At 61.1% G+C, this 25,523-nt stretch carries 20 protein-coding genes; 12 read left to right on the top strand and 8 right to left on the bottom strand.

Going from position 1 to position 25,523, the window contains the following annotated elements:
* Positions 1 to 100: 100 nt before the first annotated feature.
* Positions 101 to 1,630 carry a histidine ammonia-lyase gene (hutH, locus tag IEY47_RS08560; protein WP_188982780.1) on the bottom strand — a complete coding sequence of 510 codons (1,530 nt, stop codon included), beginning with the start codon at positions 1,628 to 1,630 and terminating at the stop codon, positions 101 to 103.
* Positions 1,631 to 2,060: 430 nt separating this feature from the next.
* Here hutH and IEY47_RS08555 point away from each other — a divergent pair, with 430 nt between their 5' ends.
* The 10 genes from IEY47_RS08555 to hutI all read left to right on the top strand — a co-directional run bounded on the left by IEY47_RS08555 (position 2,061) and on the right by hutI (position 13,716).
* Complete coding sequence (locus IEY47_RS08555) at positions 2,061 to 3,023, top strand: isopenicillin N synthase family dioxygenase (RefSeq protein WP_188982779.1); 963 nt, start codon at positions 2,061 to 2,063, stop codon at positions 3,021 to 3,023.
* Between the two features lie 255 nt (positions 3,024 to 3,278).
* On the top strand, positions 3,279 to 4,283 hold the full coding sequence (locus IEY47_RS08550) for an ABC transporter substrate-binding protein (RefSeq protein WP_188982778.1): 1,005 nt from the start codon (positions 3,279 to 3,281) through the stop codon (positions 4,281 to 4,283).
* Positions 4,284 to 4,360: 77 nt separating this feature from the next.
* Positions 4,361 to 5,212: an ABC transporter permease gene (locus IEY47_RS08545; RefSeq protein ID WP_188982777.1), complete on the top strand. Its 852-nt coding sequence runs from the start codon at positions 4,361 to 4,363 to the stop codon at positions 5,210 to 5,212.
* On the top strand, positions 5,209 to 5,976 hold the full coding sequence (locus tag IEY47_RS08540; protein ID WP_188982776.1) for an ABC transporter ATP-binding protein: 768 nt from the start codon (positions 5,209 to 5,211) through the stop codon (positions 5,974 to 5,976). The genes IEY47_RS08545 and IEY47_RS08540 overlap by 4 nt, the downstream gene beginning before the upstream one ends.
* Positions 5,973 to 7,301: a histidinol dehydrogenase gene (gene hisD / locus IEY47_RS08535; protein ID WP_188982775.1), complete on the top strand. Its 1,329-nt coding sequence runs from the start codon at positions 5,973 to 5,975 to the stop codon at positions 7,299 to 7,301. Before IEY47_RS08540 ends, hisD begins: the two co-directional genes overlap by 4 nt.
* Before the next feature lie 15 nt (positions 7,302 to 7,316).
* Complete coding sequence (locus IEY47_RS08530; RefSeq protein ID WP_188982774.1) at positions 7,317 to 8,324, top strand: zinc-dependent alcohol dehydrogenase; 1,008 nt, start codon at positions 7,317 to 7,319, stop codon at positions 8,322 to 8,324.
* A gap of 15 nt (positions 8,325 to 8,339) precedes the next feature.
* Entirely contained in the window at positions 8,340 to 9,107 is a 768-nt protein-coding gene (locus tag IEY47_RS08525) for an SDR family NAD(P)-dependent oxidoreductase (protein ID WP_188982773.1), read from the top strand.
* A gap of 27 nt (positions 9,108 to 9,134) precedes the next feature.
* The gene (locus IEY47_RS08520) at positions 9,135 to 10,433 is read left to right on the top strand and encodes a hypothetical protein (RefSeq protein WP_188982772.1); all 1,299 of its coding nucleotides are present in this window, start codon (positions 9,135 to 9,137) and stop codon (positions 10,431 to 10,433) included.
* 326 nt (positions 10,434 to 10,759) lie between these two features.
* Positions 10,760 to 12,433 carry a urocanate hydratase gene (hutU, locus tag IEY47_RS08515; RefSeq protein WP_188982771.1) on the top strand — a complete coding sequence of 558 codons (1,674 nt, stop codon included), beginning with the start codon at positions 10,760 to 10,762 and terminating at the stop codon, positions 12,431 to 12,433.
* A gap of 74 nt (positions 12,434 to 12,507) precedes the next feature.
* On the top strand, positions 12,508 to 13,716 hold the full coding sequence (gene hutI / locus IEY47_RS08510; RefSeq protein ID WP_188982770.1) for an imidazolonepropionase: 1,209 nt from the start codon (positions 12,508 to 12,510) through the stop codon (positions 13,714 to 13,716).
* A gap of 286 nt (positions 13,717 to 14,002) precedes the next feature.
* On the opposite strand, the gene IEY47_RS08505 is transcribed toward hutI, so the two are convergent.
* From IEY47_RS08505 to IEY47_RS08480, 6 genes are all read right to left on the bottom strand, one after another.
* Complete coding sequence (locus IEY47_RS08505) at positions 14,003 to 14,566, bottom strand: histidine phosphatase family protein (RefSeq protein WP_188982769.1); 564 nt, start codon at positions 14,564 to 14,566, stop codon at positions 14,003 to 14,005.
* 150 nt (positions 14,567 to 14,716) lie between these two features.
* On the bottom strand, positions 14,717 to 15,553 hold the full coding sequence (locus tag IEY47_RS08500) for an aldo/keto reductase (protein ID WP_188982768.1): 837 nt from the start codon (positions 15,551 to 15,553) through the stop codon (positions 14,717 to 14,719).
* A gap of 215 nt (positions 15,554 to 15,768) precedes the next feature.
* Positions 15,769 to 17,184 carry a short-chain fatty acid transporter gene (locus tag IEY47_RS08495; RefSeq protein ID WP_188982767.1) on the bottom strand — a complete coding sequence of 472 codons (1,416 nt, stop codon included), beginning with the start codon at positions 17,182 to 17,184 and terminating at the stop codon, positions 15,769 to 15,771.
* 344 nt (positions 17,185 to 17,528) lie between these two features.
* Positions 17,529 to 18,710: an acetyl-CoA C-acetyltransferase gene (locus IEY47_RS08490; RefSeq protein WP_188982766.1), complete on the bottom strand. Its 1,182-nt coding sequence runs from the start codon at positions 18,708 to 18,710 to the stop codon at positions 17,529 to 17,531.
* Positions 18,711 to 18,899: 189 nt separating this feature from the next.
* Positions 18,900 to 19,559, bottom strand: a complete 660-nt coding sequence (locus tag IEY47_RS08485; protein ID WP_188982765.1) for a CoA transferase subunit B — start codon at positions 19,557 to 19,559, stop codon at positions 18,900 to 18,902.
* Between the two features lie 94 nt (positions 19,560 to 19,653).
* Positions 19,654 to 20,352 (bottom strand): CoA transferase subunit A, encoded by a 699-nt coding sequence (locus IEY47_RS08480; protein ID WP_188982764.1) that lies wholly within the window; start codon positions 20,350 to 20,352, stop codon positions 19,654 to 19,656.
* Between the two features lie 138 nt (positions 20,353 to 20,490).
* On the opposite strand from IEY47_RS08480, the gene IEY47_RS08475 reads away from it, so the two are divergent.
* Positions 20,491 to 21,375 (top strand): LysR family transcriptional regulator, encoded by an 885-nt coding sequence (locus tag IEY47_RS08475; RefSeq protein ID WP_188982763.1) that lies wholly within the window; start codon positions 20,491 to 20,493, stop codon positions 21,373 to 21,375.
* A gap of 201 nt (positions 21,376 to 21,576) precedes the next feature.
* A complete protein-coding gene (locus tag IEY47_RS08470; protein WP_188982762.1) occupies positions 21,577 to 23,097 on the top strand; it encodes a GGDEF domain-containing protein in 1,521 nt (506 codons plus the stop codon).
* Positions 23,098 to 23,250: 153 nt separating this feature from the next.
* On the opposite strand, the gene IEY47_RS08465 is transcribed toward IEY47_RS08470, so the two are convergent.
* Positions 23,251 to 25,410, bottom strand: a complete 2,160-nt coding sequence (locus tag IEY47_RS08465) for a GAF domain-containing protein (protein ID WP_188982761.1) — start codon at positions 25,408 to 25,410, stop codon at positions 23,251 to 23,253.
* Positions 25,411 to 25,523: the final 113 nt, after the last annotated feature.

Here is a 25,523-nt window from a genome sequence, read left to right as displayed (position 1 = left end):
GCAGGGGTCGTTCGCATACCCGGCGTAGGCCCTCAACCGAAGGCGGCTGCCTTCTCGACCCCATTGCCCTGTATGCGCCGACCGAAAGGCGCGAAGCTTATCACTCGTACAGCGATTCGGCAGGCAGCCATTGGAGAAACGCGCCGTCCTCAACCCAGCGCCGTGCGGCCGCGATATCGGGTGCGAAATAACGATCCTGATCGTAGTGCGGCACTTCTGCTCGAATCATTGCGATGGCGGCCTTCAACGGTGGCGTGGTTTGCAGCGGTAGATGCAGGTCGACGCCTTGCGCAGCGCCCAGTAGTTCGATCGCGACCACGGCGGAGCTGTTGCCAGCCATGTCGAGCAGTCGGCGGGCGGCGAAGGTTGCCATCGATACGTGATCTTCCTGATTGGCCGACGTGGGCAGGCTGTCGATGGAGGCGGGGTGGGCGAGGGTCTTGTTCTCGGAGGCCAGGGCCGCGCTGGTGACCTGGGCAATCATGAAGCCGGAATTGAGCCCGCCCTCCTTGACCAGGAACGCGGGCAGTCCTGAGAGCGCCGGGTCGACCAGTTGCGCAATGCGCCGCTCCGATAACGCACCGATCTCGGCGATGGCCAGCGCCAGGACGTCGGACGCCATGGCGACGGGCTCTGCATGGAAGTTGCCGCCCGAGAGCACATCGCCGTCTGCGGAAAACACCAGGGGGTTGTCTGAAACGGCATTGGCTTCACGTAGGAAAACGCCCGCCGCGAAGCGCAGGTGATCCAGGCAGGCGCCCATGACTTGCGGCTGGCAACGCAGGGAGTAGGGGTCTTGCACCCGTTTGCAGTCAATGTGCGAGAGATGGATTTCACTCTCTTCCAGCAAGTCTCGATAGAACGCCGCAACGGCAATCTGGCCCGGCTGGCCACGAACGGCCTGGATGCGTGAATCGAACGGCGTATACGACCCTTTGAGTGCCTCTACCGTGAGGCTGCCCGCGACAACGGCGGCGCTGAACAGACGTTCGCTGGCGAACAGGCCGCGCAGCGCGAGGGCGGTGGAGACCTGGGTGCCATTGATCAGGGCAAGGCCTTCCTTCGGCCCCAGCGTGATGGGCGCAAGGCCCGCGATGGTCAGGCCATCCACGGCGCTGATCTCTCGACCGTCATGGCGAACGGTGCCCACGCCCAAGAGGACGGATGACATGTGCGCAAGGGGCGCGAGATCGCCGGATGCGCCCACGGAACCCTGCGAGGGGATGCAGGGAAACACCCGCGCATTGTAGAGGCGGGTGAGTGCCTCGATGATCTCGTATCGGACCCCGGAAAACCCCCGTGCAAGCGAGGTGACCTTCAGCGCCATGATCAAGCCGACCGATGCGTCATCCAGCAGCGGACCCGTGCCGGTGCAATGCGACAGGATCAGGTTGCGTTGCAGCGTGGCCAGCGATTCGTGGGGGATGGAGGTGCGCGCAAGCAGACCGAACCCGGTGTTGATGCCATAAACCGTGCGGTCGCCCTCCAGAATCCGGCTCACCGTCTGCGCACTGGCGTAGATGTCCGCATGACAAGCCGGATCGAGCGTGATCGACGGCTGTTCGTAAAAAACGCGGCGTAGTTGTGCCAGAGATAGGTGGCCCGGTTGCAGGATGAGTTCGGTCGTCATGGCGGAGTTCCCGGTTCGGATGTTTGTGCCTGTATATACAGGCTAGGCAAATAATGCGCCAAGAGAAAAGGCCCTGAAAAGCGCCGTGCATTACCCAGAAGGGTTACTGAAATGCGCAAATCAGCACCCGGCGCGACTACCGGCGTGCACCGAAAGAAACGCGGGCGGGTTACCTTGGTGCGCTTTACGCGTTGGTCCCATCGCGTCGCGGGCGCAGTACTTGGCGCCGTTTGCCGCTCTCCGGCTCGATGCCGGTCGTCATGCGTAAGGGCAGGCACCGGAAGTCTGCCGTTGCCTTGGATGAGCCCATACGGAATCATCTACGGCAGTTTCAGTGCGCGGCATAGAACGTGCTTACTTGTATATACCTGTTCATCTTTACTAGGGCTACGTTCGTCGATGCGATACGTCCGCCTGCTGAGGAGCTGACATGAGCCTTTCCATCCCACTCATCGATATGGCCGGTGTGCGCGAGCGCGACGAAGCGAGCGTGCGCCGGGCCGGCGCTGCCATTCGCGAGGCCTGCGAGACGATCGGTTTTTTCTACATCGTCAATCACGGGACACCGCAAACGGTCATTGATCGAGCGATGGAAGCAGCGCGCACCTTCTTTGCGTATCCCGTCGAGACCAAACGAGAAGTCGCGGTGAACAAACGGCACCGTGGGTTCCATATGCTTGGCGGTGCCTTGATGTACGAAGCGACCAAGCCCGACCACAAAGAATTCTTCAGCATTGGCCTCGAGTTGCCGGAAGACGATCCAGCGGTGCTCGCAGGCGAGGCGTTGCGTGGCCCCAACCAGTGGCCGGCGTTCATGCCCGAGTTGCAGGATGTGCTCTACCGTTACTACGAGGAAATGGGCCGTACCGGTGCGGATCTGCTGCGAGCGGTCGCTGTGGGTCTGGGCATCGACGAAGACTTCTTTGTCGATAAGTACACCAAACGCCTGCAGCGTACGCAGATGGTCTATTACCCCCCTCATCCGGCCCAGGCCGAAGCCGATCAGTTCGGCGTCGCGCCGCATACCGACTACGGTTGCATCACCTTGCTCCATCAGGATGACAGCGGTGGTTTGCAGGTGCGCGAGCTCGGCACGAATCAATGGATCGACGCGACGCCGGTACCGGGGAGCCTTGTGATCAATGTGGGCGACCTGCTGGGGCGCTGGTCGAATGATCGGTTCCGTTCGACCCTGCACCGCGTCGTCAATCGTTCTGGCCATGAGCGCTACTCCATTGCGACCTTCTTCGATCCCACCTATGGCGCGTTGGTCGACCCGCGCGATCTGGGCGTGGCCGAAGCCGACTGCATCTATCCGCCCGTTTCGGCCGGCGACTACATCCTCGGCCGGATCGATGCCTCGATGTCCTATCGCAAGCAGAACGCTTCATGACCCACAGGGCCGGCGGAATGAGTACACTTCGCCGCCCGAGATCGCGCGAAACTCGACATAGAGGGCACCTCTAAAAACGTAGCCGAGGCAATCAGCGCAAGGCAAAAACACGCGAAAAAGCGCAGTTTACGAGTGGTAAATGAGCATTTGAGTGGGTTTTTAACGCAGCGCTGATAACGCAGGTAGTTTTTAGAGGTGCCCTCGAACGAGCCGCACCTAATGGAACACCCCCTCCATCACGCTATGAGGAGCACCATGAGCCAGATGCTGAAGAACGGAATTCGCAACCTGATGGGCGCGTGCGCGCTGGTGGCCGCAGGCGCCGCAATGGCCGCTGCGCCGACGGCGGACAGCAAGCCCGAAGCCGGAACATTCAAGATGGGCATCGAGCCCTGGCTGGGTTATGGCCTGTGGCATGTCGCTGCGGAGAAGGGACTGTTCGAGAAACAGGGCTTGGAAAAGGTCGAGGTCATCAACTTCAACGAAGACAAGGACATCAATGCCGCGTTGGCTAGCGGCCAGATCGATGCCGCGAACATCGCCACGCACACGGCCATGGGCATGGTCGCGGCAGGCCTGCCGGTGAAGATTGTCCTGGTACTAGATCAGAGCAATACCGCCGATGCCATCATCGCCTCGCCCGACATCAAGTCGGTGAAGGATCTCAAAGGCAAGCAGGTCGCGTTCGAAGAAGGCACCACGAGTGACATCCTGCTGCACAGCGCACTGACCGCCAACGGCATGAGCATGAGCGATATCCAGCCCGTGCCGATGCCGGCGAGCAACGCTGGGGCGGCGCTGATCGCGGGCCAGGTGCCGGTCGCCATTACCTACGAGCCGTACCTGACCATGGCCAAGCAGCAGAATGCGGACGTCAACATGGTCTACACCGGCAAGGACGATCCGGGCATCGTCAGCGACGTGTTCGTTGTTCGCGACGAGGTATTGGAGCAGAAGCCCGGTCAAATCCTGGCGTTGATCAAGACCTGGCAGGCGTCCGTGGACCACTACAACGCGAATACGGCCGAATCCCGCGGGATCATCGCCAAGGCGGTGGGCGCGTCCCTGGAGGAACTCGAAGCCGCATTCGATGGCGTGCAGTACTACACGCTCGAGGACAACCAGCAGCACCTGAGTGGCAGCTTCTCCAAGGAAACGTTTGCGCACGTGCTCAAGGCCGGTACCGAAGCCGGACTCGTGCAACAAGCCGTGACCCCCGAACAAATGATCGATGCGCGCTTCGTCGAAGCCACCCGTTGATTTTCGATCCTCTTGCGTAAACGTTCCGGGGCCTCAGGGCTCCGGAATTGCCTCACCCGAACACTTCTGGAGTACCGATGAGTTCCGTGCAGAACGCGCCGGCTCGTAACACGCCTTCCGTCTCGCCGCCACGCAAGCGCGGCAACCTTTTCGTCATCGGCCGGCAGCCGGGGCGTCGCGGCTATCTCTGCATCGCTATCGGCGTTTTCGTCATATTGGCGCTGGTCTGGTGGGTTGCCACGGCCAGCGGTGCGATACCGAAGATTTTCATGCCAACACCTGATGCCGTTTGGGCGCGGCTGATGAAGCTGGCGGCCGATGGCACGCTCTGGGCCGATCTGCAAGTAAGCCTCTATCGCATCAGTGTGGCCTTCCTGGTGTCGTCGGCCATGTCCATCGTCATCGGTGTGCTGGCCGGCTGTTATGGCTTTTGGAAAGCGTCGGTCGAACCGCTTGTGGATTTCATCCGCTACATGCCGGTGGTGGCGTTCGTACCGCTGACCATTCTCTGGAGCGGTACCGGCGACTTCCAGAAATTCCTGATTATCTGGATCGGCACCTTTTTCCAGCAGGTGCTGATGGTGATGGACGCGGTCAAACGCGTGCCGGGCGACTTCATTGGCCTGGGGCGTACGCTCGGCATGCCAGACCGCAAGATTCTGGTGAAGATCGTTCTGCCCAGCGCATTCCCGGGTATCTGGGACGCCTTGCGCATCAGCCTCGGTTGGGCATGGACCTGGTTGGTGCTCGCCGAACTCGTCGCCGCGACCTCCGGCCTTGGCTATCGCATCACCGTGTCGCAGCGTTTCTTCCAGACCGACACGATCATCGCCTACATCCTGTTGCTCGGCGTGCTGGGGCTGGTGAGCGACCAAGCCATGCGGGCCGCTGAAAAAGTGCTGTTCCGCTATAACCGGAGACGCCCATGAGTACCTTGGAAATCACCGGTCTGGACAAGAGCTTCGCCACGGGTAAGCAACGCAAACAGGTACTTCGGAAGATCGACCTGACCTTGGCGGATAACGAATTCGTGTCCGTTGTCGGCACCTCGGGCTGCGGCAAGAGCACGCTGCTGTCCATCGCTGCGGGCCTCGAGGACTATGACGCCGGCCTTGTGGCCGTCGACGGCGAGCCGATTACCGGTGCCGGGCGTGACCGTGGTGTGGTGTTCCAGTCCTACACCTTGCTGCCCTGGCTCACCGCCCGACAGAACATCGAATTCGCGCTCAAAGCTGCGGGCAAAAGTGGCGCCGAGTGCCGCGCCATTGCCGACGAGCACCTTGCCCTAGTCAACCTCAGCGATGCGGCCGATGCCTATCCGAACGAATTGTCCGGCGGCATGAAGCAGCGCGTCGCCATTGCCCGGGCGCTGTCGTATCGACCGAAGATCCTGCTGATGGACGAGCCTTTCGGTGCGCTCGACGCCATGACTAGGCGGCAAATGCAGGAGCTGCTGACTCAGGTCTGGGAAGCCCACCGACTGACGGTGATGTTCGTGACCCATGACGTCGAGGAAGCTGTCTACCTGTCTGACCGCATCGTGGTGATGGGCATGGGCCATATCAAACGCACCTACGACGTGCCGCTGCCAAGGCCGCGCCACGAAGACATTACTGGCACCCCCGAATTCATCGACCTGCAGCGTCGCGTGCTGCGTTCGATTCGAGAGCAGACTCAGGAGACACCTGTATGAGCCAGCCTACCTTTCACGACCTGAGCAATGTTGATGCGCTGCCCGAAGCGCTGTTCCAGCGCACCGAGGCGGACCTGTCCTTTTTCGTCGAGAAGGTGAAGCCCATCATCGAGGCGGTGCGTACCGAAGGCGATGCGGCGCTGCAACGATTTGCCCGTGATTTCGACAGGGTCGATGCCGCGCATATGGCGATTCGTGCTGAAGAGAGCGAGTTCGAAGCGGCTTTCGCCCGGCTCGATCCGGACGTCATCGAGTCCATTCGCTTCGCCGCTGAGAACATCCGCGTATTCCACGAGGCGCAAAAGCCTGAGGAAATGTGGATGAAGGAAGTGCGCCCGGGCGCGTTCGCCGGGGACCGCCATGTGCCGATCGATTCCGTCGCCTGCTACGTGCCGCGTGGCAAGGGTTCGTTCCCCAGCGTGTTCCTGATGACCACCATTCCCGCGATCGTGGCCGGTGTGCCACGCCCGGTGGTGATCACGCCACCTGGCCCGGATGGAAAAGTAGACGACGCCACGCTGGTGGCCGCACGGATTGTCGGCATCAAGGAAATCTACAAATGTGGCGGCGCACAGGGCGTGGCAGCCGTGGCCTATGGCACCGAAACCGTGCCCAAGTGCCTGAAGATCGTCGGCCCCGGCAGCCCTTGGGTCGTCGCTGCGAAGCGCCAGCTCTCCGGTTTGATCGACCCCGGCGTACCGGCAGGTCCGAGCGAAGTCATCATTCTTGCGGACGAAACCGTCGACGGTGCATTGGCGGCGCTGGACTTGATCATCGAGTCCGAACATGGCCCCGATTCCTCGGCGTATCTCGTTACCAACAGCCGCAAGGTTGCGGAAGCGGCCATCGCGGCGCTGCCGGAGCATTGGAAGGGGCTGGAACCCAAGCGCATCGAGTTTTCCCAGGCGGTACTGTGCGGCAAGCACGGCGGCATCGTTTTGACGAAGGACTTCGACACCGCCATCGAGTTCGTCAACGAATACGCACCGGAGCACCTGGAGATTTTGGCCGAGGAGCCGATGGCGGTACTGCCGCGTATCCGTAACGCGGGTGAAATCCTGCTGGGCAACTACACGCCGGTCACGCTGGGCAACTTCGTCCTTGGCCCCAATGCCGTGCTGCCTACCGGGGGTGCTGCGAAAACCGCAGGCCCGCTGTCGGTCTTCGACTACATGAAGCGGATCTCTGTCGGTTACGTGACCCGTTCGGGCTACCAGGCGCTGGCGGACAAGGCACACGGCTTTGCCTTGTACGAAGGCTTCAGCGGCCATGCACAGGCGGTGTCGTCGAAACGGCATGAGATCCTGAACAAGAACAAACCCTGAGGGGAGGAGAGCCGCATGCGTGCCATCCGCTTCCATGGTGTCGGCGACCTGCGCTGCGAAAATATCGATGCGCCCGGCAATCCGCCGCCGGGCTTCGCGCTGCTCGGCGTCCGGGCGGCCGGTATTTGTGGGTCCGATCTGCACAATTTCCACACGGGCCAATGGATCGCCGAGTTGCCGGTGACACCAGGCCATGAATTCTGCGGCGAGATCATCGCGTTGGGCGAGGGCGTCAGCGGGTTCGCCGTGGGCGACCAGGTGGTTGTGGATTCGCGCGCTAATTGCGGCGAGTGTGATCATTGCCGGGGCGGCGAAGGCAATCTGTGCCGGCGCATGGGATTCGTTGGTGAAGTCTGCGATGGTGGCTTCGCTGAGCAATCGTTGCAGCCAATGCACCGGCTCCTCAAGGTGCCGGCATCGGTGCCGGCCGAAGTCGCTGCGCTTGCCGAGCCCTTGGGCGTGGCCTTGCGCGTCCTCAATCGCCTGGCTGCGGCGCCCGGCGAACCGGTATTGATCGCGGGCGGCGGCCCCATTGGCGGCCTGGCGGCGTTGTTGTTGCGAGAGCTGGATGGCCGCCCGGTGTTTCTCATTGAGCGCAACGAAACGCGAGCGGCGCTACTGCGTGATGTAGCGGGCGTCGAACCTGTAGCGCTCGACCGTGACGTGATCCGTGAAGCCTGTGGCGGTATCGAGCCACGTTTCTGCATCGAGGCGACCGGATCCGGTGCCGTGTTGGCGCAACTGATCGATGCGGTTGGGGCAGGTGGCCGGATTGCTCTGGTGGGGCTCTTCCATGGCAGCCCGACCGTGAATACCAATGCGTTGGTGGAGCGGGAGATCGATCTGGTGGGCTGCAGCGTATTCCGCGACGAACAGCGCCAGGCCGTCGAGCTGCTGCCGCGCTTGGCGGAGAAACTGGCACGGCTGATTTCTGATCCGATCACGCTGGAGGATGTTCCAGCGGCGTATCAGATTCTTTCCCGCGGTGAGGCCGGGACTCTGAAAACCATCATCAAGCCCTGAATGCCCGGAGGTGACATGAACGACGTACTGTCCACGTTTTCCCTACAGGGCCGCGTCGCGTTGGTGACGGGCGCCTCGCGGGGCATCGGTCGCGCATTGGCCGAAGCGCTCGCGGGCGCGGGTGCTCGGGTGTTGTTAGCAGGGCGAGATACCTCCGCCTTGACCGAGGTTCATGCAGCTATCGCCGGTGCGGGTGGCCATTGCGCGGTCATCCCTATGGACGTGGCCGATTCCGCGTCCCGCGCGGCAGCGTTCGCAGCCATCGAAGCGCAGGAAGGGCAGCTGGATATCCTGATCAACAATGCAGGCATCGAACAGGTGAAGCCGTCGGCCGAACTGGACGAAGCCACCTGGGACCGTATCGTCGATACCAATCTCAAGGGCGCGTTCTTTTGCGCTCAGGCAGCGATGAAGCTCATGCCGAACGGCGGCAGTATCGTCAATCTCTGTTCGCTCACCAGCGAAGTGGGCGTGCCTGGCGCGGTGCCGTACGGGGCGTCGAAATCCGGCCTGGCCGGTATGACCCGAGCGCTCGCGACGGAATGGGCGCCATTGGGTGTGCGCGTCAACGGCATCGGCCCAGGCTATTTCCACACGGACTTGACCGACGTCTTTTATCAGGACGCCGACTGGTGCGAGCGGATGCGCGGCAAGATTCCCCTGGGTCGCTTCGGTGACCTGCGCGATCTGGCTGGCAGCGTCGTTTTTCTCTGCTCGCCCGCGGCGGCTTACATCACTGGGCAGGTGCTCTACGTCGATGGTGGCTACCTCGCCAGCATCTGACCCTCGAACTTTTTTAGAGTGAATGTCATGACACGATCGTCCGAACCCTTGGCTGCCCAGGCGCGAACATTGGCCCGCGCGGGTGACTGGGACGGCGCCCGCGCAAAATTGATGCAACTGGTTGGCGAAGTGGTGGGAGGCGAGGCGACGGACCTTGCCATCAATCGCGACCAGTACAGCCTCAACTCCCTCAACGGCCGGGTCAGCCTGACTGATGGCCGTACGCTGTTCTTCAAGTATCACAACGAAGAAGGCGAGGATAAGACCATCGAGGAGTATTACAACGCCGAGCTGCTGCGCGAAGCGGGTTACCGCGTGGATGTGCCGCTGTTCGCCTGTGGCGAGCCAGGGCGGCAGATCCTCCTGTATGCCCTTCGCGCCGATAGCCGCCTGGCGGACGTGTGCCGCGATATCGAAGCGCGCGCAGCCTGGAGCGAAATGGCGCCCGTGGTCGAGGCGCAGCAGCATTTCGACGAAGAGGGCGTCGCCGGTGCCTTGCGTTCACTGGTGCCGGCGGAAGTTGAGAAGGTTTGCCGCGAGCCGGTCCACCAGCTGTTCCATCATCGATTGGTATCGGAAGGGGCAACCCCAGGTTTTGGCGGTCGTGTCGCTCGGTTCTATGTGGGGCAGCACTTCCGTTTTCCAGGTGTCGAGGTGGAATGGGAGCGGCTGGCATCGTTGCAGTGGGTCGTCAATGGCGTTCCCTACGCGTCCACGCTCGGCGAGCTGTTCGCTGAAGCCGGAATACGTCTGCTTCCGGCAGCGCTTGCGGATCACGGGGCGGTGACAGCCCACGGTGACGCCCACAACGCGAATGTCTGGTACGAGGCGGATGGCGAAACGCCGCAATTGGTCAGCTTCGACCCCGCGTTCGCGGGGCGGCAGATTCCCGCGCTTCTCGCGGAAATCAAAGCGACGTTCCACAACATCTTTGCGCACCCGCTGTGGCTGTACGAACCACATCGGGTAGAGACGCACTATCAAGTAAATGTCCGCCTCGATGAGGGCCGCATTCATGTGGATCACGACTGGGCGCTCACACCACTACGCGCCGCGTTTCTCGACGACAAGACCGAACACTACTGGCGACCACTGTTGACCGAATTGCGCGCCCGCGGCTGGTTGCCGACAGACTGGGAGCGCGTGATGCGCCTGGCGGTCTTCTGCTGCCCAACGCTGGTGCTCGACCTGCGGGCCGACGGCGGTAGTGGCCATACTCCGCATAGTTCGGCATTGGGATTGGCAATAGCCGTGATGGCAGGGTGTTGCCCGGTAGAAGGCGAAGACGCGTTCAGCCGCTTCTTCGCTCGGCTATGTGAAGCTTGAGCTCCCGCAGGGCGGGTGCAACCCGCGCGGGTGTCATCCGCAGCTGGTCAGGTGTCTCCGGTGGACAGCTAAAGCCGCGGGTTACACCCGCCCTACGGATCGGTGAGCGCCGGTACGTGAAGGACGATCTGCATAAAGCACTTGCTCTTGTAGGGCGGGTGCAACCCGCGCAGGCGTCCACAGCGGTCGGCTAGCCATACCGCCACAAGGCGCACGTTACACATGACTACACGCGTCACCCCCGCGACCGGCCCTATCCAGGCGGAGCTATCTCTGCTTAACTTGTACATACAAGTTCGTACAGGATCGCCTTCAGGAGATTGCTCATGTCATCACCGACTCGTTTCCGCGACATTGTCATCCGTGCACCGCGAGGTTCGGAGCTAACAGCCAAGAGCTGGCTGACTGAAGCACCGCTGCGAATGTTGATGAATAACCTCGATCCTGAGGTCGCAGAAAATCCCAACGAGTTGGTGGTGTATGGCGGCATTGGCCGAGCGGCACGCAACTGGGAATGCTTCGATGCCATTGTGGCGTCGCTCAAATCTCTGGAGGCGGACGAAACGCTGCTGGTGCAATCCGGCAAGCCCGTAGGAATATTCAAGACGCACGCCAACGCGCCTCGTGTCCTTATCGCCAACTCCAATCTCGTACCGCACTGGGCCACCTGGGAGCATTTCAACGAACTTGATGCCAAGGGCCTGATGATGTACGGCCAGATGACAGCGGGTTCGTGGATCTACATTGGCAGCCAAGGCATCGTGCAGGGCACTTACGAAACCTTCGTCGAAGCTGGCCGCCAGCACTATGGCGGTAACCTCAAAGGCCGTTGGGTGCTCACGGCCGGATTGGGTGGCATGGGCGGCGCGCAGCCACTGGCGGCGAGCTTGGCGGGGGCGAGTTCGTTGAACATCGAATGTCAGCAGAGTCGTATCGACTTCCGCTTGAAGACCGGCTACGTCGACGAACAGGCCGCAGACCTGGACGACGCGCTCGCCCGCCTTGCGCGCTATACCGCCGAAGGCAGGGCGGTTTCCATCGCACTGCACGGCAATGCCGCGGACCTCCTGCCGGAATTGGTCGAACGCGGCGTCCGCCCAGACATGGTGACCGACCAGACCAGTGCGCATGATCCGCTCAACGGCTATTTGCCGAGTGGCTGGACCTGGGACGACTACCGCGCCCGCAGCAAATCCGAACCCGCTGCAGTGGTCAAGGCAGCCAAACAATCCATGGCGCGCCATGTGGAAGCCATGCTTGCTTTCACACGCATGGGCGTGCCGACCTTCGACTACGGCAACAACATCCGGCAGATGGCGAAAGAAGAGGGCGTCACGGACGCGTTCGACTTTCCCGGCTTCGTACCTGCCTACATCCGCCCCCTGTTCTGCCGGGGAATCGGCCCGTTCCGCTGGGCGGCCCTGTCAGGTGATCCCGAAGACATCTACCGAACCGACGCCAAGGTCAAGGCACTCATCCCTGACGACGCCCATCTGCACAACTGGTTAGATATGGCTCGCGAACGTATTCGCTTCCAGGGGCTGCCCGCGCGCATCTGTTGGGTTGGCCTGGGTCAGCGGGCGAAGCTTGGGCTGGCCTTCAACGAGATGGTGCGCAGTGGCGAGCTGAAGGCACCGGTCGTGATTGGCCGCGATCATCTCGATTCCGGCTCGGTGGCCAGCCCCAACCGGGAAACCGAAGGCATGCGGGATGGTTCGGACGCCGTGTCTGACTGGGCATTGCTGAATGCGCTGCTCAATACCGCCAGTGGGGCGACCTGGGTGTCGCTGCACCATGGCGGCGGCGTCGGTATGGGCTTCTCGCAGCACGCCGGCATGGTGATCGTCTGCGATGGTACCGATGAGGCGGCCGAACGGATCGCGCGGGTGCTGCACAACGATCCCGGGACCGGCGTCATGCGGCACGCCGATGCGGGGTATGACATCGCGATCGACTGCGCCAAGGCGCAAGGTCTCAAGCTGCCGATGATCACGGATTAGGCTCACGCACGCGTCTGCCCGGTTCAGCGGGCAGGTGGCCGGTGACCGAGTCTGTTGCAAAAAGAGGATTCTGCATGAAACGTTTATGGCACCACTGCCATGCGGCCACCATGGTAGGCGGCCGCTACGCCATCATCGAAGACGCGGCAATCATCACCGAGGGCGCGCGCATCGCGTGGATCGGACCGCGCGCGGAGCGACCGGACCTTGCTATCGACGAAGCCCACGACCTTGCCGGCGCCTGGGTTACACCGGGCCTCATCGATTGCCACACCCACGCCGTGTTTGGCGGCGATCGCAGCAGAGAGTTCGAGCAACGCTTGCAAGGTGTCAGCTACAGCGACATTGCCAAAGCCGGTGGCGGCATCGCCAGCACCGTCCGCGCCACCCGCGACGCGAGTGAGGAATGCTTGTTCGAAGGTGCGCGAAAGCGCCTTATCAACCTCCTTCGTGAAGGCGTGACCACACTGGAAATCAAGTCGGGCTACGGTCTGGATACGCTAAGTGAAGCAAAGATGCTGCGCGTGGCGCGGCGCCTTGGCGACGCCTTGCCGGTCACGGTACGCACGACGTGCCTTGCCGCGCATGCGGTCCCACCAGAATACGCTGGCCGCCCGGATGACTACATCGACGTGGTGTGCCGAGACATCTTGCCTGCGCTCGCCGCTGAAGGGCTGGTGGATGCAGTCGATGCGTTTTGCGAGAACATCGCGTTTTCCACCGGGCAGGTCGCACGGGTGTTCGACTCCGCGAAAGCATTGGGGTTGCCGGTAAAACTGCATGCCGAGCAGTTGTCCGCCCAGGGTGGGGCGAGCTTGTCTGCTCGGTATGGCGCGCTTTCCGCCGACCACTTGGAATACCTCACCGAAGCGGACGTGGTCGCAATGGCGAGGGCAGGAACGGTGGCGGTGCTGCTGCCCGGCGCGTTCTACCTGCTGCGGGAAACGCAAGTGCCGCCCGTTGCGTTATTGCGGGTGCATGGCGTGCCGATGGCCGTGGCGAGCGATCTCAATCCCGGGACGTCGCCTGTGCTTTCCCTGCGCCTGATGCTCAACATGGCCTGCACCTTGTTTCGCTTGACGCCAGAGGAAGCCCTCGCAGGCGTTACCGTCAATGCAGCTCGCGCCCTCGGTCTGCAAGAGAGTCACGGGACCTTGGAGGCAGGGAAAGTGGCCGATTTCGTCGCGTGGGACATTGCCCGTCCAGCGGAGTTGGCGTACTGGCTGGGCGGCGACGTGCCCAAGCGTATCGTTCGTCACGGAGAGGAGATGACACATGAATAGGTCGATCGCTCGACACTTTTTTCAGGTCATCTGACTGGGCATGCGGGTTGTCACCCGCGCTACGGAGTCCTGCGTGGTTTGGGAATTGCCTGGTAGGGCGGGTGGAACCCGCGGCTTTTGTGCAGGAGTTACTGGCCGGGCATGCGGGTTGTCACCCGCGCTACGGAATCCTGCGTGGTTTGGGAATTGCTTGGTAGGGCGGGTGGAACCCGCGGCTATTGTGCAAGGTTTACAGGCCGGGCATGTGGGTTGTCACCCGCACTACGAGTCACGTGTCGTATGCAAGTTAACTGCCCTTACGGTAGACGCTCGCATGCCAGTAGTCCCGCAGGATCAACATACGCGGTCCTTTCCAGCCACGCTTGCGCAAATGCCAGGCGATCAAGATGTTCATGATGCCGTGGCCCATCAGCAGTACCGAGCCATTCGCCCGGGCCATTTCGATCAATTTGTCCGCCGCCGCCTTCGCTCGGACATTGGAGCGCGCGATGGATTCGGTGTTGGCAGAAAAACCAAGGAACCAGGCGCTGCGAAAAAGAATCCGCCATGCCTTTGGCGGTAGCTTGGGCCAACGCCATTCGACGTAGGGCAAATGCGCTTCGGCAAAAACCTTGTCGCTTCCGCACGCCTGTATGCCGGGCAAGCATTCCGCCGACTGAATACAGCGCGATAGCGAGCTGGTAATGACCACCGCGGCTCCGGCGCTAGCTTCAGCCAGCTCCTGACCGATCTCACAGGGCAAAACGTCTGCCTTGTTGTAGCGCTCGACGAAGGTTTTCATATCCAGGGGCGTGCACCAGGTCTTGGCGTCGTGCTCTGGTTTGCCGTGGCGGACAAGCGTGATTTGCATGGTTTAGGTCTTCTGGGGCGATGAGCATCAGAGCGGAGCGGAGTGAGTAAAGTGCCCGTAGGCGCTCGTTGAAGACCGGGGTAACCGTATAGGCGGATTCCGCGCGTGCAATCGAGCGTGCCCTGCTATGCGCAAGGCACGCAGTGCTCCCTACGCGCCCATATCCATGGTCGCAGGATCCGGACCGAGGCGGCCGCTGTTAGGAATTTCGGCGATGCCTTTCAGATCCAGCTTGTCGAGTTCAAAGCCGAACACGTCGATGTTGGTCGCGATGCGCTCTGGATTCTTCGAACGTGGAATCACGATGTGACCCTGCTGGAGATGCCAGCGGATGATGATCTGGGCTGGCGTCTTGTCGTATTTGGCTGCGATCTGCTTCAGCGTCGGATCGTCCAGCAGCTTGCCGCCTTGGCCTAGTGGACTCCAGGATTCGATGGCAATTTTCTTGTCATTGCAGAACGCGACCAGCTCGTTCTGCGGAAAGTCTGGATGCAGTTCGATCTGGTTCACCGACGGCGTTACACCGGTCTCGGCGATGATGCGTTCCAGGTGATCGGCGTTGAAGTTGGACACGCCTATGGAGCGAATGCGGCCTTCCTCCTTCAGCTGCACGAACGCCTTCCAGGTCTCTACGTACGCGTTTTTCTTTGGTAACGCCCAGTGGATGAGGTAAAGATCGAGGGTTTCAAGGCCCAGCTTTTTCATGCTTTCGTCGAAAGCGCGCAGGGTGGAATCGTAGCCTTGGTCGGCGTTCCACAATTTGGTCGTGATGAAAATTTCATCGCGCGACAAGCCGCTATCCGCGATCGCGCGGCCAACGCCTTTTTCGTTCTCGTAGATCATCGCCGTATCGATGTGCCGATAGCCGGCGTCGAACGCGGCTCTGACAGACGTGTAGGCTTGCTCGTCCGAGAGCTGCCAGACGCCAAGGCCGAGCTGAGGAATGCGGACGCCGTCGTTGAGCGTGAGAAGGGGTGCTTGCGGCATGGAAGACTCCACTGAGTGAACAAGTAGATCTTGACCATACCGTCAAGTGAATCGTTTCTTCTTACCTGTTGGGCGCGCTGCTCTTGCCCTGAGCAAGCCCGGAGAAGAGCGGCAGAACCCCGTGAGGGATTCCGCCGTTCACCGCGTCTACCTTCCGATAAAGGTTTAAGCGACGGCCGCGGTGGAATCCGTTGCGGGATTCCACCCTATGGATATCAAGGCATCATCGGCGGGATGTAGGCCAGCGTCGTGCCGAGTGCCCATAGCAGGAACAACACGATCGGCGCATGCACGATCAGCTGTACGAAGGTGAAGCCGATCAGGTCGCGTGCCTTCAAACCCAGCACGCCTAAGAGCGGCAGCATGTAGAAGGGGTTGATCAGGTTTGGCAATGCTTCAGCGGCGTTATAGATCTGCACCGACCAACCCAGGTGGTACTGCAAGTCATTGGCGACTTGCATGACGTACGGCGCCTCGATGATCCATTTGCCGCCGCCCGACGGGATGAAGAAGCCGAGTACCGCTGAATAGACGCCCATCAGGACGGCGTACGTGTCATGTGAGGCGAGGCTGGTGAAGAACTGCGAGATGACATGCGCGAGGGTTTCACCATTGCCGCCATTCACTTGTGTCATCAGCGCCGCGATCGAGCCATACAGGGGAAATTGTATGAGCACGCCAGTGGTGGTCGGTACCGCGCGCGCAACGGCATCGAGAAAGTAGCGTGGGCGCCAGTGGAGCAGGGCGCCGACCATGAGGAACAGGAAGTTGTAGGTATTCAGGCCGGAGATCGCGAGGATGGCCGGCTTGGTGCTGAACTCGTGGATGAGCCAGCCCGCAGCGAGGAGCGCCAACAGGATGATCAGGATAGGGCTGTATTCGAGCCATTCGCCGGGGCGGCTTTGCTTCGGGCGCTCAGGGGCGATGAAGCTGACGTCCACTTGGCAATCCTTCGCCGTGCGCGCACTGTCGGCGCTCGGTGCGGTGAGATAGGCCACGACCACGGAAATGACCAGCAGCACCAGCAGCATGACGCCGGACTGCCAAAGGAAGATCGTCTCGGTAAACGGGATGACGCCGGTAATTTCCAAGATCGATGACGGCAGGCTGCCTGGGTTGGCTTGCAGCTGCGCGGCAGACGAGGAGATACCCAGCGCCCAAACAGCGCCCAGGCCGAGATACGCGGCGGCGCCGGCCGCGCGATAGTCCATGGTGATGTCGGTACGGCGGGCGAGGGCGCGGACGAGTAAGCCGCCGAAGACCAGTGATAGGCCCCAATTGAGCAGGGACGCGAGCATCGAAATCGTGGCAACCCAGGCCACGGCGGAGCGGCCATTCTTCGGCACCTTGGCCAGCAGATCGATCAACCTGGCTGCGGGTCCGGAGCTCGCCACGACGTAGCCGCCAATGACCACGAACGCCATCTGCATGGTGAAGGGGATCAGGCTCCAGAAGCCATCACCGAAGGCCTTGGCGGCATCGGTGGGCGCGGCGCCCATGGAAAGGACCGCCAGCGTGACGATCATCACGGCGGCCACGGCGAAGACCCAGGAATCGGGGAACCATCGTTCTGCCCAATTCGAGCAGCGCAGAGCGAAGCGGGCGTACCCGGTTTCGGTGGATGAACTCATGGTGAAGCTCCTGATTTATTGTTGTTAGCGGCCTTGTGGGCCGAAGTGTCTTGATGTCGTTTAGGGCGGTGTAGGTGTTACGGTTTTTCGGGTTTCCAGTACGACGAATGCCCGGATGGAGTCCGGGCAGATCGATTCAATATGAATTCAAGTCCAGTGTCAGAGCCGTTTTTCTATATCGCCTTTTCCACCGCATCCGCTTACCCGCGAATGCGATATCGGTATCACCGGCGTATTTCTTGTCGACGGCACCTCATGCCATCGTCCTACGCCACCAGCAAACAGACCCCTCCGGGTCGTGGTCCTTCGGGGTCCGTTTGCCAATGAACACGGTTACCTGCGGATCAATCCCGCTCGATCGCCAGGGCGACGCCTTGGCCGCCGCCAATGCACAGGGTCGCCAGGCCCTTGTGCACATCGCGGCGGATCATCTCGTGCAACAGCGTCACCAGCACACGGCAACCGGAGGCGCCGATCGGGTGCCCGAGGGCGATGGCGCCGCCGTTGACGTTGACCTTCTCGGGATTCCAACCCAACTCCTTGCCGACCGAAAGCGCCTGGGCGGCAAAGGCCTCGTTGGCTTCGATCAGGTCCAGTTCATCCAGCGTCCACACCGCTTTTTCCAGGCATCGGCGGGTTGCGGAGACCGGACCAATACCCATGATGGCCGGGTCAACGCCCGCATTGGCGTACGCCTTGATGCGGGCAAGGGGTTTGATGCCCAGCGATTGCGCTTTATCGGCGCTCATGAGAATGACCGCTGCCGCACCGTCGTTGAGGCTGGAGGCATTGCCGGCGGTGACGCTGCCCTCTTTCTTGAAAGCAGGCTTGAGCTTCGCCAGGCCGTCGGCCGTGGTGCCGGGCCGCGGGCCTTCATCGGTGTCGAAGGTCAGGGGATCGCCCTTGCGCTGGGGAATTTGAATCGGCGTGATTTCAGCTTTGAAGCGGCCGCTTTCGGTTGCGGCAGCCGCTTTCTGCTGGGAGGCGGCGGCGAAGGCGTCCTGATCCTCGCGGCTGATGCCGTACTTCTCGACCAGGTTTTCGGCCGTCGAGCCCATGTGGTAATCGTTGAAAGCGTCCCATAGGCCGTCGGTGATCATGCTGTCCTGCAGCTCGGCGTGCCCCATGCGAAGGCCGGTGCGGGCCTTGGGCAGGACGTAAGGGGCCAGGCTCATGTTTTCCTGGCCGCCGGCAACGATGATGTCGGCGTCGCCGCAGCGAATGGCCTGGGTCGCAAGGTGCAGCGCCTTGAGGCCCGAGCCGCACACTTTGTTCAGGGTTAGCGCGGGGACGGTTGGAGGCAGTCCTGCCTTGATCGAAGTCTGGCGCGCAGGGTTTTGTCCGGAGCCGGCGGTGAGGACCTGGCCCAGAATGACTTCGTCGATGTGCTCCGGGGCAATGCCGGTTTGTTCGAGAAGGCGTTTGATAACGGCTGCACCAAGGTCGGGAGCCGGGACATTGGCCAAGGCACCCTGGAAGCTGCCGATGGCAGTGCGGGTGGCGGCTACGATGACGACGTCTTTCATTGTGGTTCTCCGTCTGACTACAGCTACGTCTGATGTGCGATTCAGCAGTGGTTAGGCACGGGCTGGTTTAGCGCCCGCTCCTACACGCCGATAGCGGATTGGCACTCATACCGCTTCTCTGTGGGAGCAGACCATGTCCGCGATCGCGCGCATGGCGCGCTCCCACAAAGGGGCGCGAGCCCACCGGCATCAGGCAAACACCATCTCCGGTACATGCTCGGGCACGATGAGTTTGCCCTCGGTCTTGGCGACGATCTCTTCCACGCTGACGCCGGGGGCACGTTCTTTCAGCACGAACGCGCCGTTTTCGATTTCGAGGTACGCAAGGTCAGTGAGCACGCGCTTGATGCAACCTGCGCCCGTCAGCGGCAGCGAGCATTTGGTCAGTAGCTTCGAGGCACCGTCTTTCGAGGCGTGGGTCATGATGACGATGATGTTTTCGGCGCCCGCCACGAGGTCCATGGCGCCGCCCATGCCTTTGACGAGTTTGCCGGGGATCATCCAGCTGGCGATGTTGCCGTCGATGTCCACCTCGAACGCGCCGAGTACCGTGAGATCGACATGACCGCCGCGGATCATCGCGAAAGAGTCCGCGGAGTTGAAGATCGACGCGCCTTTACGCGCGGTGACTGTCTGTTTGCCCGCGTTGATCATGTCCGCATCGAGTTCAGCTTCGGTTGGGAAGGCGCCCATGCCGAGCAGGCCATTCTCCGATTGCAGCATCACGTCCATGCCGTCCGGGACGTAGTTGGCGACCAGGGTTGGAATGCCGATGCCGAGATTTACGTAAAAACCGTCTTGCAGTTCGCGCGCCACGCGCTGAGCCATTTGTTCGCGGGTGAGTGCCATGCCTGTTGCCTCTTGTTATGGACCTCGATACATCGAGGTCGATTCGATCCGCGCGCGTGTCTTCACGCGCTGCCTAAGGGTCTTAGCAATGCGATCACTCGCGTAGCGTGCGTTTCTCGATGCGCTTCTCGAAAGTGCCCTTGATGATGCGGTCAACGTAGATGCCGGGCGTATGGATGTGTGCAGGGTCCAGCTCACCGGGTTCGACAATCTCTTCCACTTCAACGACGGTGATCTTTCCGGCCATGGCAGCCAGTGGATTGAAGTTCTGGGCGGTGTGGCGGTAGACGACGTTGCCGTAGCGGTCGGCCTTCCAGCCTTTCACGATGGCGAAGTCGCCAATGATCGAATGCTCGAGGATGTAGTCGCGACCGTCGAACTGGCGTGCTTCCTTTCCCTCAGCGACAGGCGTACCGAAACCGGTAGCGGTGTAGAAGGCGGGGATGCCCGCACCGCCCGCGCGCATCTTTTCGGCCAGCGTACCTTGAGGAGTGAGTTCGACCTCGAGCTCGCCGTCGAGCAACTGACGCTCGAACAGGGCGTTCTCACCGACGTAGGACGCGATCATCTTGCGGATCTGCCGGTCTTCCAACAGCACGCCAAGACCGAAACCATCGACGCCGCAGTTATTGGAAACGACCGTCAGGTCGCGGGTGCCTTTGCGTTTGATCTCGGCGATGAGGTTCTCGGGAATGCCGCACAGGCCAAAACCACCCGCCAAGACGGTCATGCCATCTTCCAGGCCAGCCATGGCTTCTTCATAGGAGTTCACGCGTTTGTCGAAACCTGACATGTCTCGTCCTCGTTATTGTTGTCTGGCAGTGATGACAGGGTTGCCCACTGCAAGCGAGTGTCTACTCCGCAAATTCATTTGTTAATTTTATTTTTGAAATGGATTAATTTGCTTGGCAAATCATTCGAAGGGGTCAGCATGACGCTCAAGCAAGTCCGCGCGTTTCTTGCCGTGGCGCAGAGCCTTAGTTTTGCGCAGGCTTGCGAACGTTTGCACCTTTCTCAACCCGCGTTGAGCTTGACGATCAAGACGCTGGAAGAGTCCCTGGGAGGCCGGCTGTTCAGTCGTAGCACGCGCGCGGTTGCGCTGACGCCTGAAGGCGAAGCATTGCTGCCGCTGGCAAGACGACTCGTGGCCGATTGGGAAAACACCGAGGATCAAATGCGCCAGCGGTTCACGCTGCAGCAGGGACGAGTCTCACTCGCTGCGATGCCATCCTTCGCGTGTAATCCGCTGCCCGACATCCTCACTGCGTTTCGCGAGCGCTACCCTCAGATCAACATCACCGTGCATGACGTGATCAACGAACAAGTGGGCGAAATGGTGCGCGATCGCCGTGTCGAACTGGGAGTAGGTTTTGAGCCCGAGCCCAGCTCCGGCCTCGCGTTCACCCCGCTGTATGTCGATCGGTTCGTTGCAGCCGTGCCGAGCGACTCCCCGCTTAGGGACGAAGCGGTGGTGACTTGGGATCAGTTGATGGCGTACCCCTTCATCACGCTACAGCGGCCATCTGCCGTACGTTTCCTGCTGGAAGAGTCCTATCGCATATCGGTTGCGTTCGAGTGCCATCAACTGGTCACGGTGGGGCGTATGGTTGCCAGCGGCCTGGGCGTGAGTGCGGTGCCATCGCTGTGCATCGGGCAAATGCAGTCGCTGGGGGCCCACTGTATTCCTCTTCGCCAGCCCGTTGTCGAGAAACCTATCGGGCTGCTGACGCAGCCACACCACGAGCTGTCGGTGGCGGCGCAGGCATTGTTCGATACGCTGATTTCCGTCGCCTGCGACCTGGATGAAGGTTCCTGAAAAGGCACTAGACTGAAGGCAGATCACTGCGCCGATCTGCTACGCGGATAAAACACCATAAGTAACGGGTCGACTTTTTATCCACGTTAGCCACATAACAAGCGGCAGCGCAGCGCAACTCAGGGAAGCGCGATGGGCTACGGCGTTCGCCGCATCGTTCCCCAACGCTCCTAGCCAGATTGATCGACACATGGATAGCCGATGCCTTTTCGCCACCGCCTGATACAGCAGTACGTCAGCACTCGAGTCGAACGGCTGGCCATCGTGTTCACCCTGTCGGTCATGCTCATCTTCGTTCTGGCTGTGGCTTGGCAGTTGGAACGTTCCTACCGGCAGGGGTACGACGACGCCCGCGTCAATACGGCAAACCTGGCATTGGCGGTCGATCAGCATGTCCAGGATGTCGTGAAACAGGCCGACCAGATCCTGTATGCGATGGTGGAGCGCGTGGAGTGGGATGGCGCCTCGCCGCAGCAGTTGGACCGCATGCACAAGATGCTTTTCCAGCAGGTTCAAGTGATGCCCCAGCTGCATGGTTTGTTCATCTATGGGCCGGATGGCCAGTGGTTGGCGAGCTCGCTTGGCGAACGTCAGACTCGTTCCAATGCAGACCGTGAGTATTTTCGCTATCACCGTGCCAGTCGCGACAAAGCGGTTCATGTGGGCCCCGTGATCAACAGTCGTACGACGGGTGATCTGATCATTCCTATTTCACGGCGTATCGAAGATGAAGATGGCCACTTCGCTGGCGTGGCGCTGGTGACGTTCAAGGTCCAGTATTTTCTCGACTTCTATGACGACTTCGACCTGGGTACCGACGGGCTGATCCTGCTCGCCTTGCGCGACGGTACGGTCCTTGTGCGGCGGCCGTTCGACGCCAGCGTGATCGGAACGAGCCTTGCGAATGGTCGGGTGTTTGCCGACTTGTTGCCGCGCGCGCCCATCGGCAGCGACGTCTTCTCATCGAAAGTCGATCATATCGAGCGGGTGTTTGCGTATCGCGCGTTGGGGCAGGACATTCCCCTCGTTGTCGAGGCGGCCATTGCCACGGACGACATTCATGCCCGTTGGTTACGCAGTGCCTGGGCGTCGGCAGTTGTCGTCGCCATCGTCATCGGAGGAATGGGACTATTCGGTTGGGCGCTGGTGCGGCAGATCCGCGGTACGCTGCGCTCGGAGGAAGAGCTGCGGCAGGCGCGTGATGTACTGGAGAAACTCGCCATGCAAGATGGCTTGACCGGCCTTGCGAATCGTCGGCATTTCGACCTGACCATCGCGTCGGAAATCAACCGTGCGCGGCGTGCCGAAACATGTGTGGCGTTGTTGCTCATCGATATAGACCACTTCAAGCGGTTCAATGACCTCTATGGCCATCCTGCAGGCGATGCGTGCATCCGTGCAGTCGCTGACGCGATCGCCGGCTCTGCCAGCCGCGCCGGAGAGCTGGCAGCACGCTATGGAGGTGAAGAGCTTGCTGTATTGCTGCCAGGCGCGAATCTGTCCACTGCACGAACCTTGGCCGAGCGGATGCGGATGGCGGTACGAAACCTGGGCGTCGCCCACGAGGGGAACGCCCTTGGCGTCGTGACGGTGAGCATTGGCGTTCATGCCATGATGCCAGGGGAGGCCGAGCACACGGCCGTCGAGACGCTGATCCAGGCAGCCGATCAAGCGCTTTATCGAGCCAAGGAGGAGGGCCGCGACTGCGTGAGGCCCCTCTAGCGTCTCGACAGAGGGGGCGTCGGCCCTCGCGGCGTACTGCGGGATATGGGCTTTGGCAGCGGTCCGAGTGAACAGTGGATTACGCCACGACGTGGCTAATCCACCCTATGTTTGGCGTCCGCGACCGTTGGCCGCTGACTTATGCGGAAGGTATCAACCGCCAACGAGCGTTTGCGTAAAGGTGATCAAACCGTCATCACGCTGCTCGACGGTCAGTGTACCGCCGTGTGCTACCGCGATGGCGTGGCAGATGTACAAGCCGATCCCAAGGCCGCCCCGGTTTTGCGCATTCGGTGGGGAGAACTGCTTGAACGGGACGAACATGTTTTGCAGCGTGCTTGCAGGCAGTAGCGGGGCGTAATTGCACACCCGCAAGGCTATTTCGCCCGCCGTCGCGTGCAAATGTAGATGCGTTGCGTGGCCGGCGAGCCCGTGTTGACGCGCATTGCTCAGGAGATTGGCGATCAGTTGCGCGTACCGATCCGGGTCGATGTTTGCGCGGACATCCGGTTGGATGGTGCATTCGAGGGGCGTGCCGCGAAAGGCCATGTCCGATTCGGCTGCAATGGCACTGACCAATTCGGAAAGATCCGTCGGCACCTTGTTGACGGTGATACCCAAGCCCGCCTGCAGGCGGCTCATGTCCAGGATCTGCATGATCAGCCGTTCCATACGGCCGCTGGAATGCGTGATGTGTTTGCGCAACTCCGTCGTTCTTGCGTCGTCGGCGGACAGCATCGATGCCGCCATCGAAATGGATTGCAGTGGGTTACGCAAATCATGGCCGAGCACCGCGATGAGCCTGCGGCGCATCTCATCGACCTCACTGGCACGATGCAGCGAGTACTCGATCAGCTCCCGGCGCAACGCGTTGGCGATTTGGATGTCGACCTCCGTCCACGGGCGCGAGCGCCCGCGAACCACTTCTTCCCAGGCTTCGAACGAACCGCGGGGCGTCAGGCGCGGCCCCAGCGGGCCGACCTTCATGTTCTTTTCCGGCTTGCCGCCCCAGCGAATGGTGCGGATATTTTCGCGGCGGAACCAGACGATCCAGCCGTTCTCGGGCTTGTGGAAACGAATGGCCATGACGCCGGGATAAATTTCGATCCCTTGCTCCGCATCGGCTGTCGGCCACGCATCGGTCTGGTACGCCTCAAGGTCGTCACGGTCCTTCAGGAAGTCGACAACGGCGTAGGCCTGTTCTGTACATTCCCCGCCAATGCTGACCAAGCGCCCACCGAGCATGGCCACCGCCGCATCGCAGTCGAGCAGCTTGGCCATGTTGGTCTCGCCCTGGCCAAGGGCCTGGAGCAGGTCATCCGACTCCAGTGCCGTCAGCATGAGCCCATTACGGCGTTCAGCGGCGGCATGCAGTTGTGCGTTGTGCTGAGTCGCTTCGAGGCGTTGCACGATCGCACTGCTGGCCTGGGAGATGATCTGGAAGAACATCCGGATCGGATGAGACAGATGTTTAGGCGTCATGTGATGGCAGGAGAAGAGTCCCCACAACTGCCCGTCGACCACCAGGGAAATGCTCATGGACGCATGCACGCCCATGTTCGTCAGGTATTCGCAATGGATTGGCGAGACGCTACGCAGCGCGCAGAGGCTCATGTCGAATTCCTGCTGTGTGTCCGGATGACATGAGGGCTCCATACGCGATGGCTCGTAGGCAACGTCCACGATCATGCGAATGGGGTTCTGGATGTACAGGCGGCGGGCTTGTGCGGGGATGTCAGACGCCGGGTACCGTTGGCCGAGGTAACTGACCAAATCGTCGCGACGGGCTTCAGCGACGACCTCGCCAGACAGGTCACTGTTGAAACGGTACGCCATGATGCGATCGAAACCGGTCATTCGCCGGACTTCGGTGACGACATTCGTCAGCAACGTGTGCAGGTCGTCGTGCAATTGCATCTGGCGAATGATGCGCTGGGCACTAAGGGCGAACTCAGTGAACGAAGCGGTACCGGACTCGCGTGGCTCAAATTCCAAATAAATTAAGCCCAGGTACTTGTGGCCCACGACATCGAAGAGCTGGTCACCTATCCAGACCTCCGCGCTGTTTTCCCAGCGCGTGGGCGCACGGATCGCCTCTTCAATCAATGCATGGATATCGGCGTCGAGCATGTTTTGGAGCAGCGTCGCGCCAGTCTGCAGCGACAAGGTCGTGACGTTTAGAAAGTTGGCACTTTTGGAGAGCAATCTACGCTGCTCATCCACGATCAGCAGCGCGCCATGGGGCTGGATCGACCTCGGTGTATGAATAGGTTCGTCCTCACAGTTGGTGAGGTTTACGGAAAGCTGATTCATCGAGGAGAGAAGTTACCCGTCAAATGAGCCCACGCGCAGCACGGCGTAGGCATGGCAAAAATTGAAATGCATCACTGCGGCCACGGATCGGGCGTTAGGCACAGGGCCATCAT

This window comes from Pseudomonas matsuisoli (genome assembly GCF_014647635.1).
GTDB classification, from domain to species: Bacteria; Pseudomonadota; Gammaproteobacteria; order Pseudomonadales; family Pseudomonadaceae; genus Pseudomonas_P; species Pseudomonas_P matsuisoli.
This window is presented reverse-complemented; position numbering and strand designations above follow the sequence as displayed.

Coding starts and splice junctions, on each gene's coding strand:
- IEY47_RS08475 (WP_188982763.1), top strand. CDS start 20,491: ATGACGCTCAAGCAAGTCCGCGCGTTTCTTGCCGTGGCGCAGAGCCTT.
- IEY47_RS08520 (WP_188982772.1), top strand. CDS start 9,135: ATGACACGATCGTCCGAACCCTTGGCTGCCCAGGCGCGAACATTGGCC.
- IEY47_RS08540 (WP_188982776.1), top strand. CDS start 5,209: ATGAGTACCTTGGAAATCACCGGTCTGGACAAGAGCTTCGCCACGGGT.
- hutI (WP_188982770.1), top strand. CDS start 12,508: ATGAAACGTTTATGGCACCACTGCCATGCGGCCACCATGGTAGGCGGC.
- IEY47_RS08525 (WP_188982773.1), top strand. CDS start 8,340: ATGAACGACGTACTGTCCACGTTTTCCCTACAGGGCCGCGTCGCGTTG.
- IEY47_RS08465 (WP_188982761.1), bottom strand. CDS start 25,410: ATGAATCAGCTTTCCGTAAACCTCACCAACTGTGAGGACGAACCTATT.
- IEY47_RS08530 (WP_188982774.1), top strand. CDS start 7,317: ATGCGTGCCATCCGCTTCCATGGTGTCGGCGACCTGCGCTGCGAAAAT.
- IEY47_RS08505 (WP_188982769.1), bottom strand. CDS start 14,566: ATGCAAATCACGCTTGTCCGCCACGGCAAACCAGAGCACGACGCCAAG.
- IEY47_RS08485 (WP_188982765.1), bottom strand. CDS start 19,559: ATGGCACTCACCCGCGAACAAATGGCTCAGCGCGTGGCGCGCGAACTG.
- IEY47_RS08545 (WP_188982777.1), top strand. CDS start 4,361: ATGAGTTCCGTGCAGAACGCGCCGGCTCGTAACACGCCTTCCGTCTCG.
- IEY47_RS08550 (WP_188982778.1), top strand. CDS start 3,279: ATGAGCCAGATGCTGAAGAACGGAATTCGCAACCTGATGGGCGCGTGC.
- IEY47_RS08500 (WP_188982768.1), bottom strand. CDS start 15,553: ATGCCGCAAGCACCCCTTCTCACGCTCAACGACGGCGTCCGCATTCCT.
- IEY47_RS08555 (WP_188982779.1), top strand. CDS start 2,061: ATGAGCCTTTCCATCCCACTCATCGATATGGCCGGTGTGCGCGAGCGC.
- hutH (WP_188982780.1), bottom strand. CDS start 1,630: ATGACGACCGAACTCATCCTGCAACCGGGCCACCTATCTCTGGCACAA.
- IEY47_RS08490 (WP_188982766.1), bottom strand. CDS start 18,710: ATGAAAGACGTCGTCATCGTAGCCGCCACCCGCACTGCCATCGGCAGC.
- hutU (WP_188982771.1), top strand. CDS start 10,760: ATGTCATCACCGACTCGTTTCCGCGACATTGTCATCCGTGCACCGCGA.
- IEY47_RS08495 (WP_188982767.1), bottom strand. CDS start 17,184: ATGAGTTCATCCACCGAAACCGGGTACGCCCGCTTCGCTCTGCGCTGC.
- IEY47_RS08470 (WP_188982762.1), top strand. CDS start 21,577: ATGCCTTTTCGCCACCGCCTGATACAGCAGTACGTCAGCACTCGAGTC.
- IEY47_RS08480 (WP_188982764.1), bottom strand. CDS start 20,352: ATGTCAGGTTTCGACAAACGCGTGAACTCCTATGAAGAAGCCATGGCT.
- hisD (WP_188982775.1), top strand. CDS start 5,973: ATGAGCCAGCCTACCTTTCACGACCTGAGCAATGTTGATGCGCTGCCC.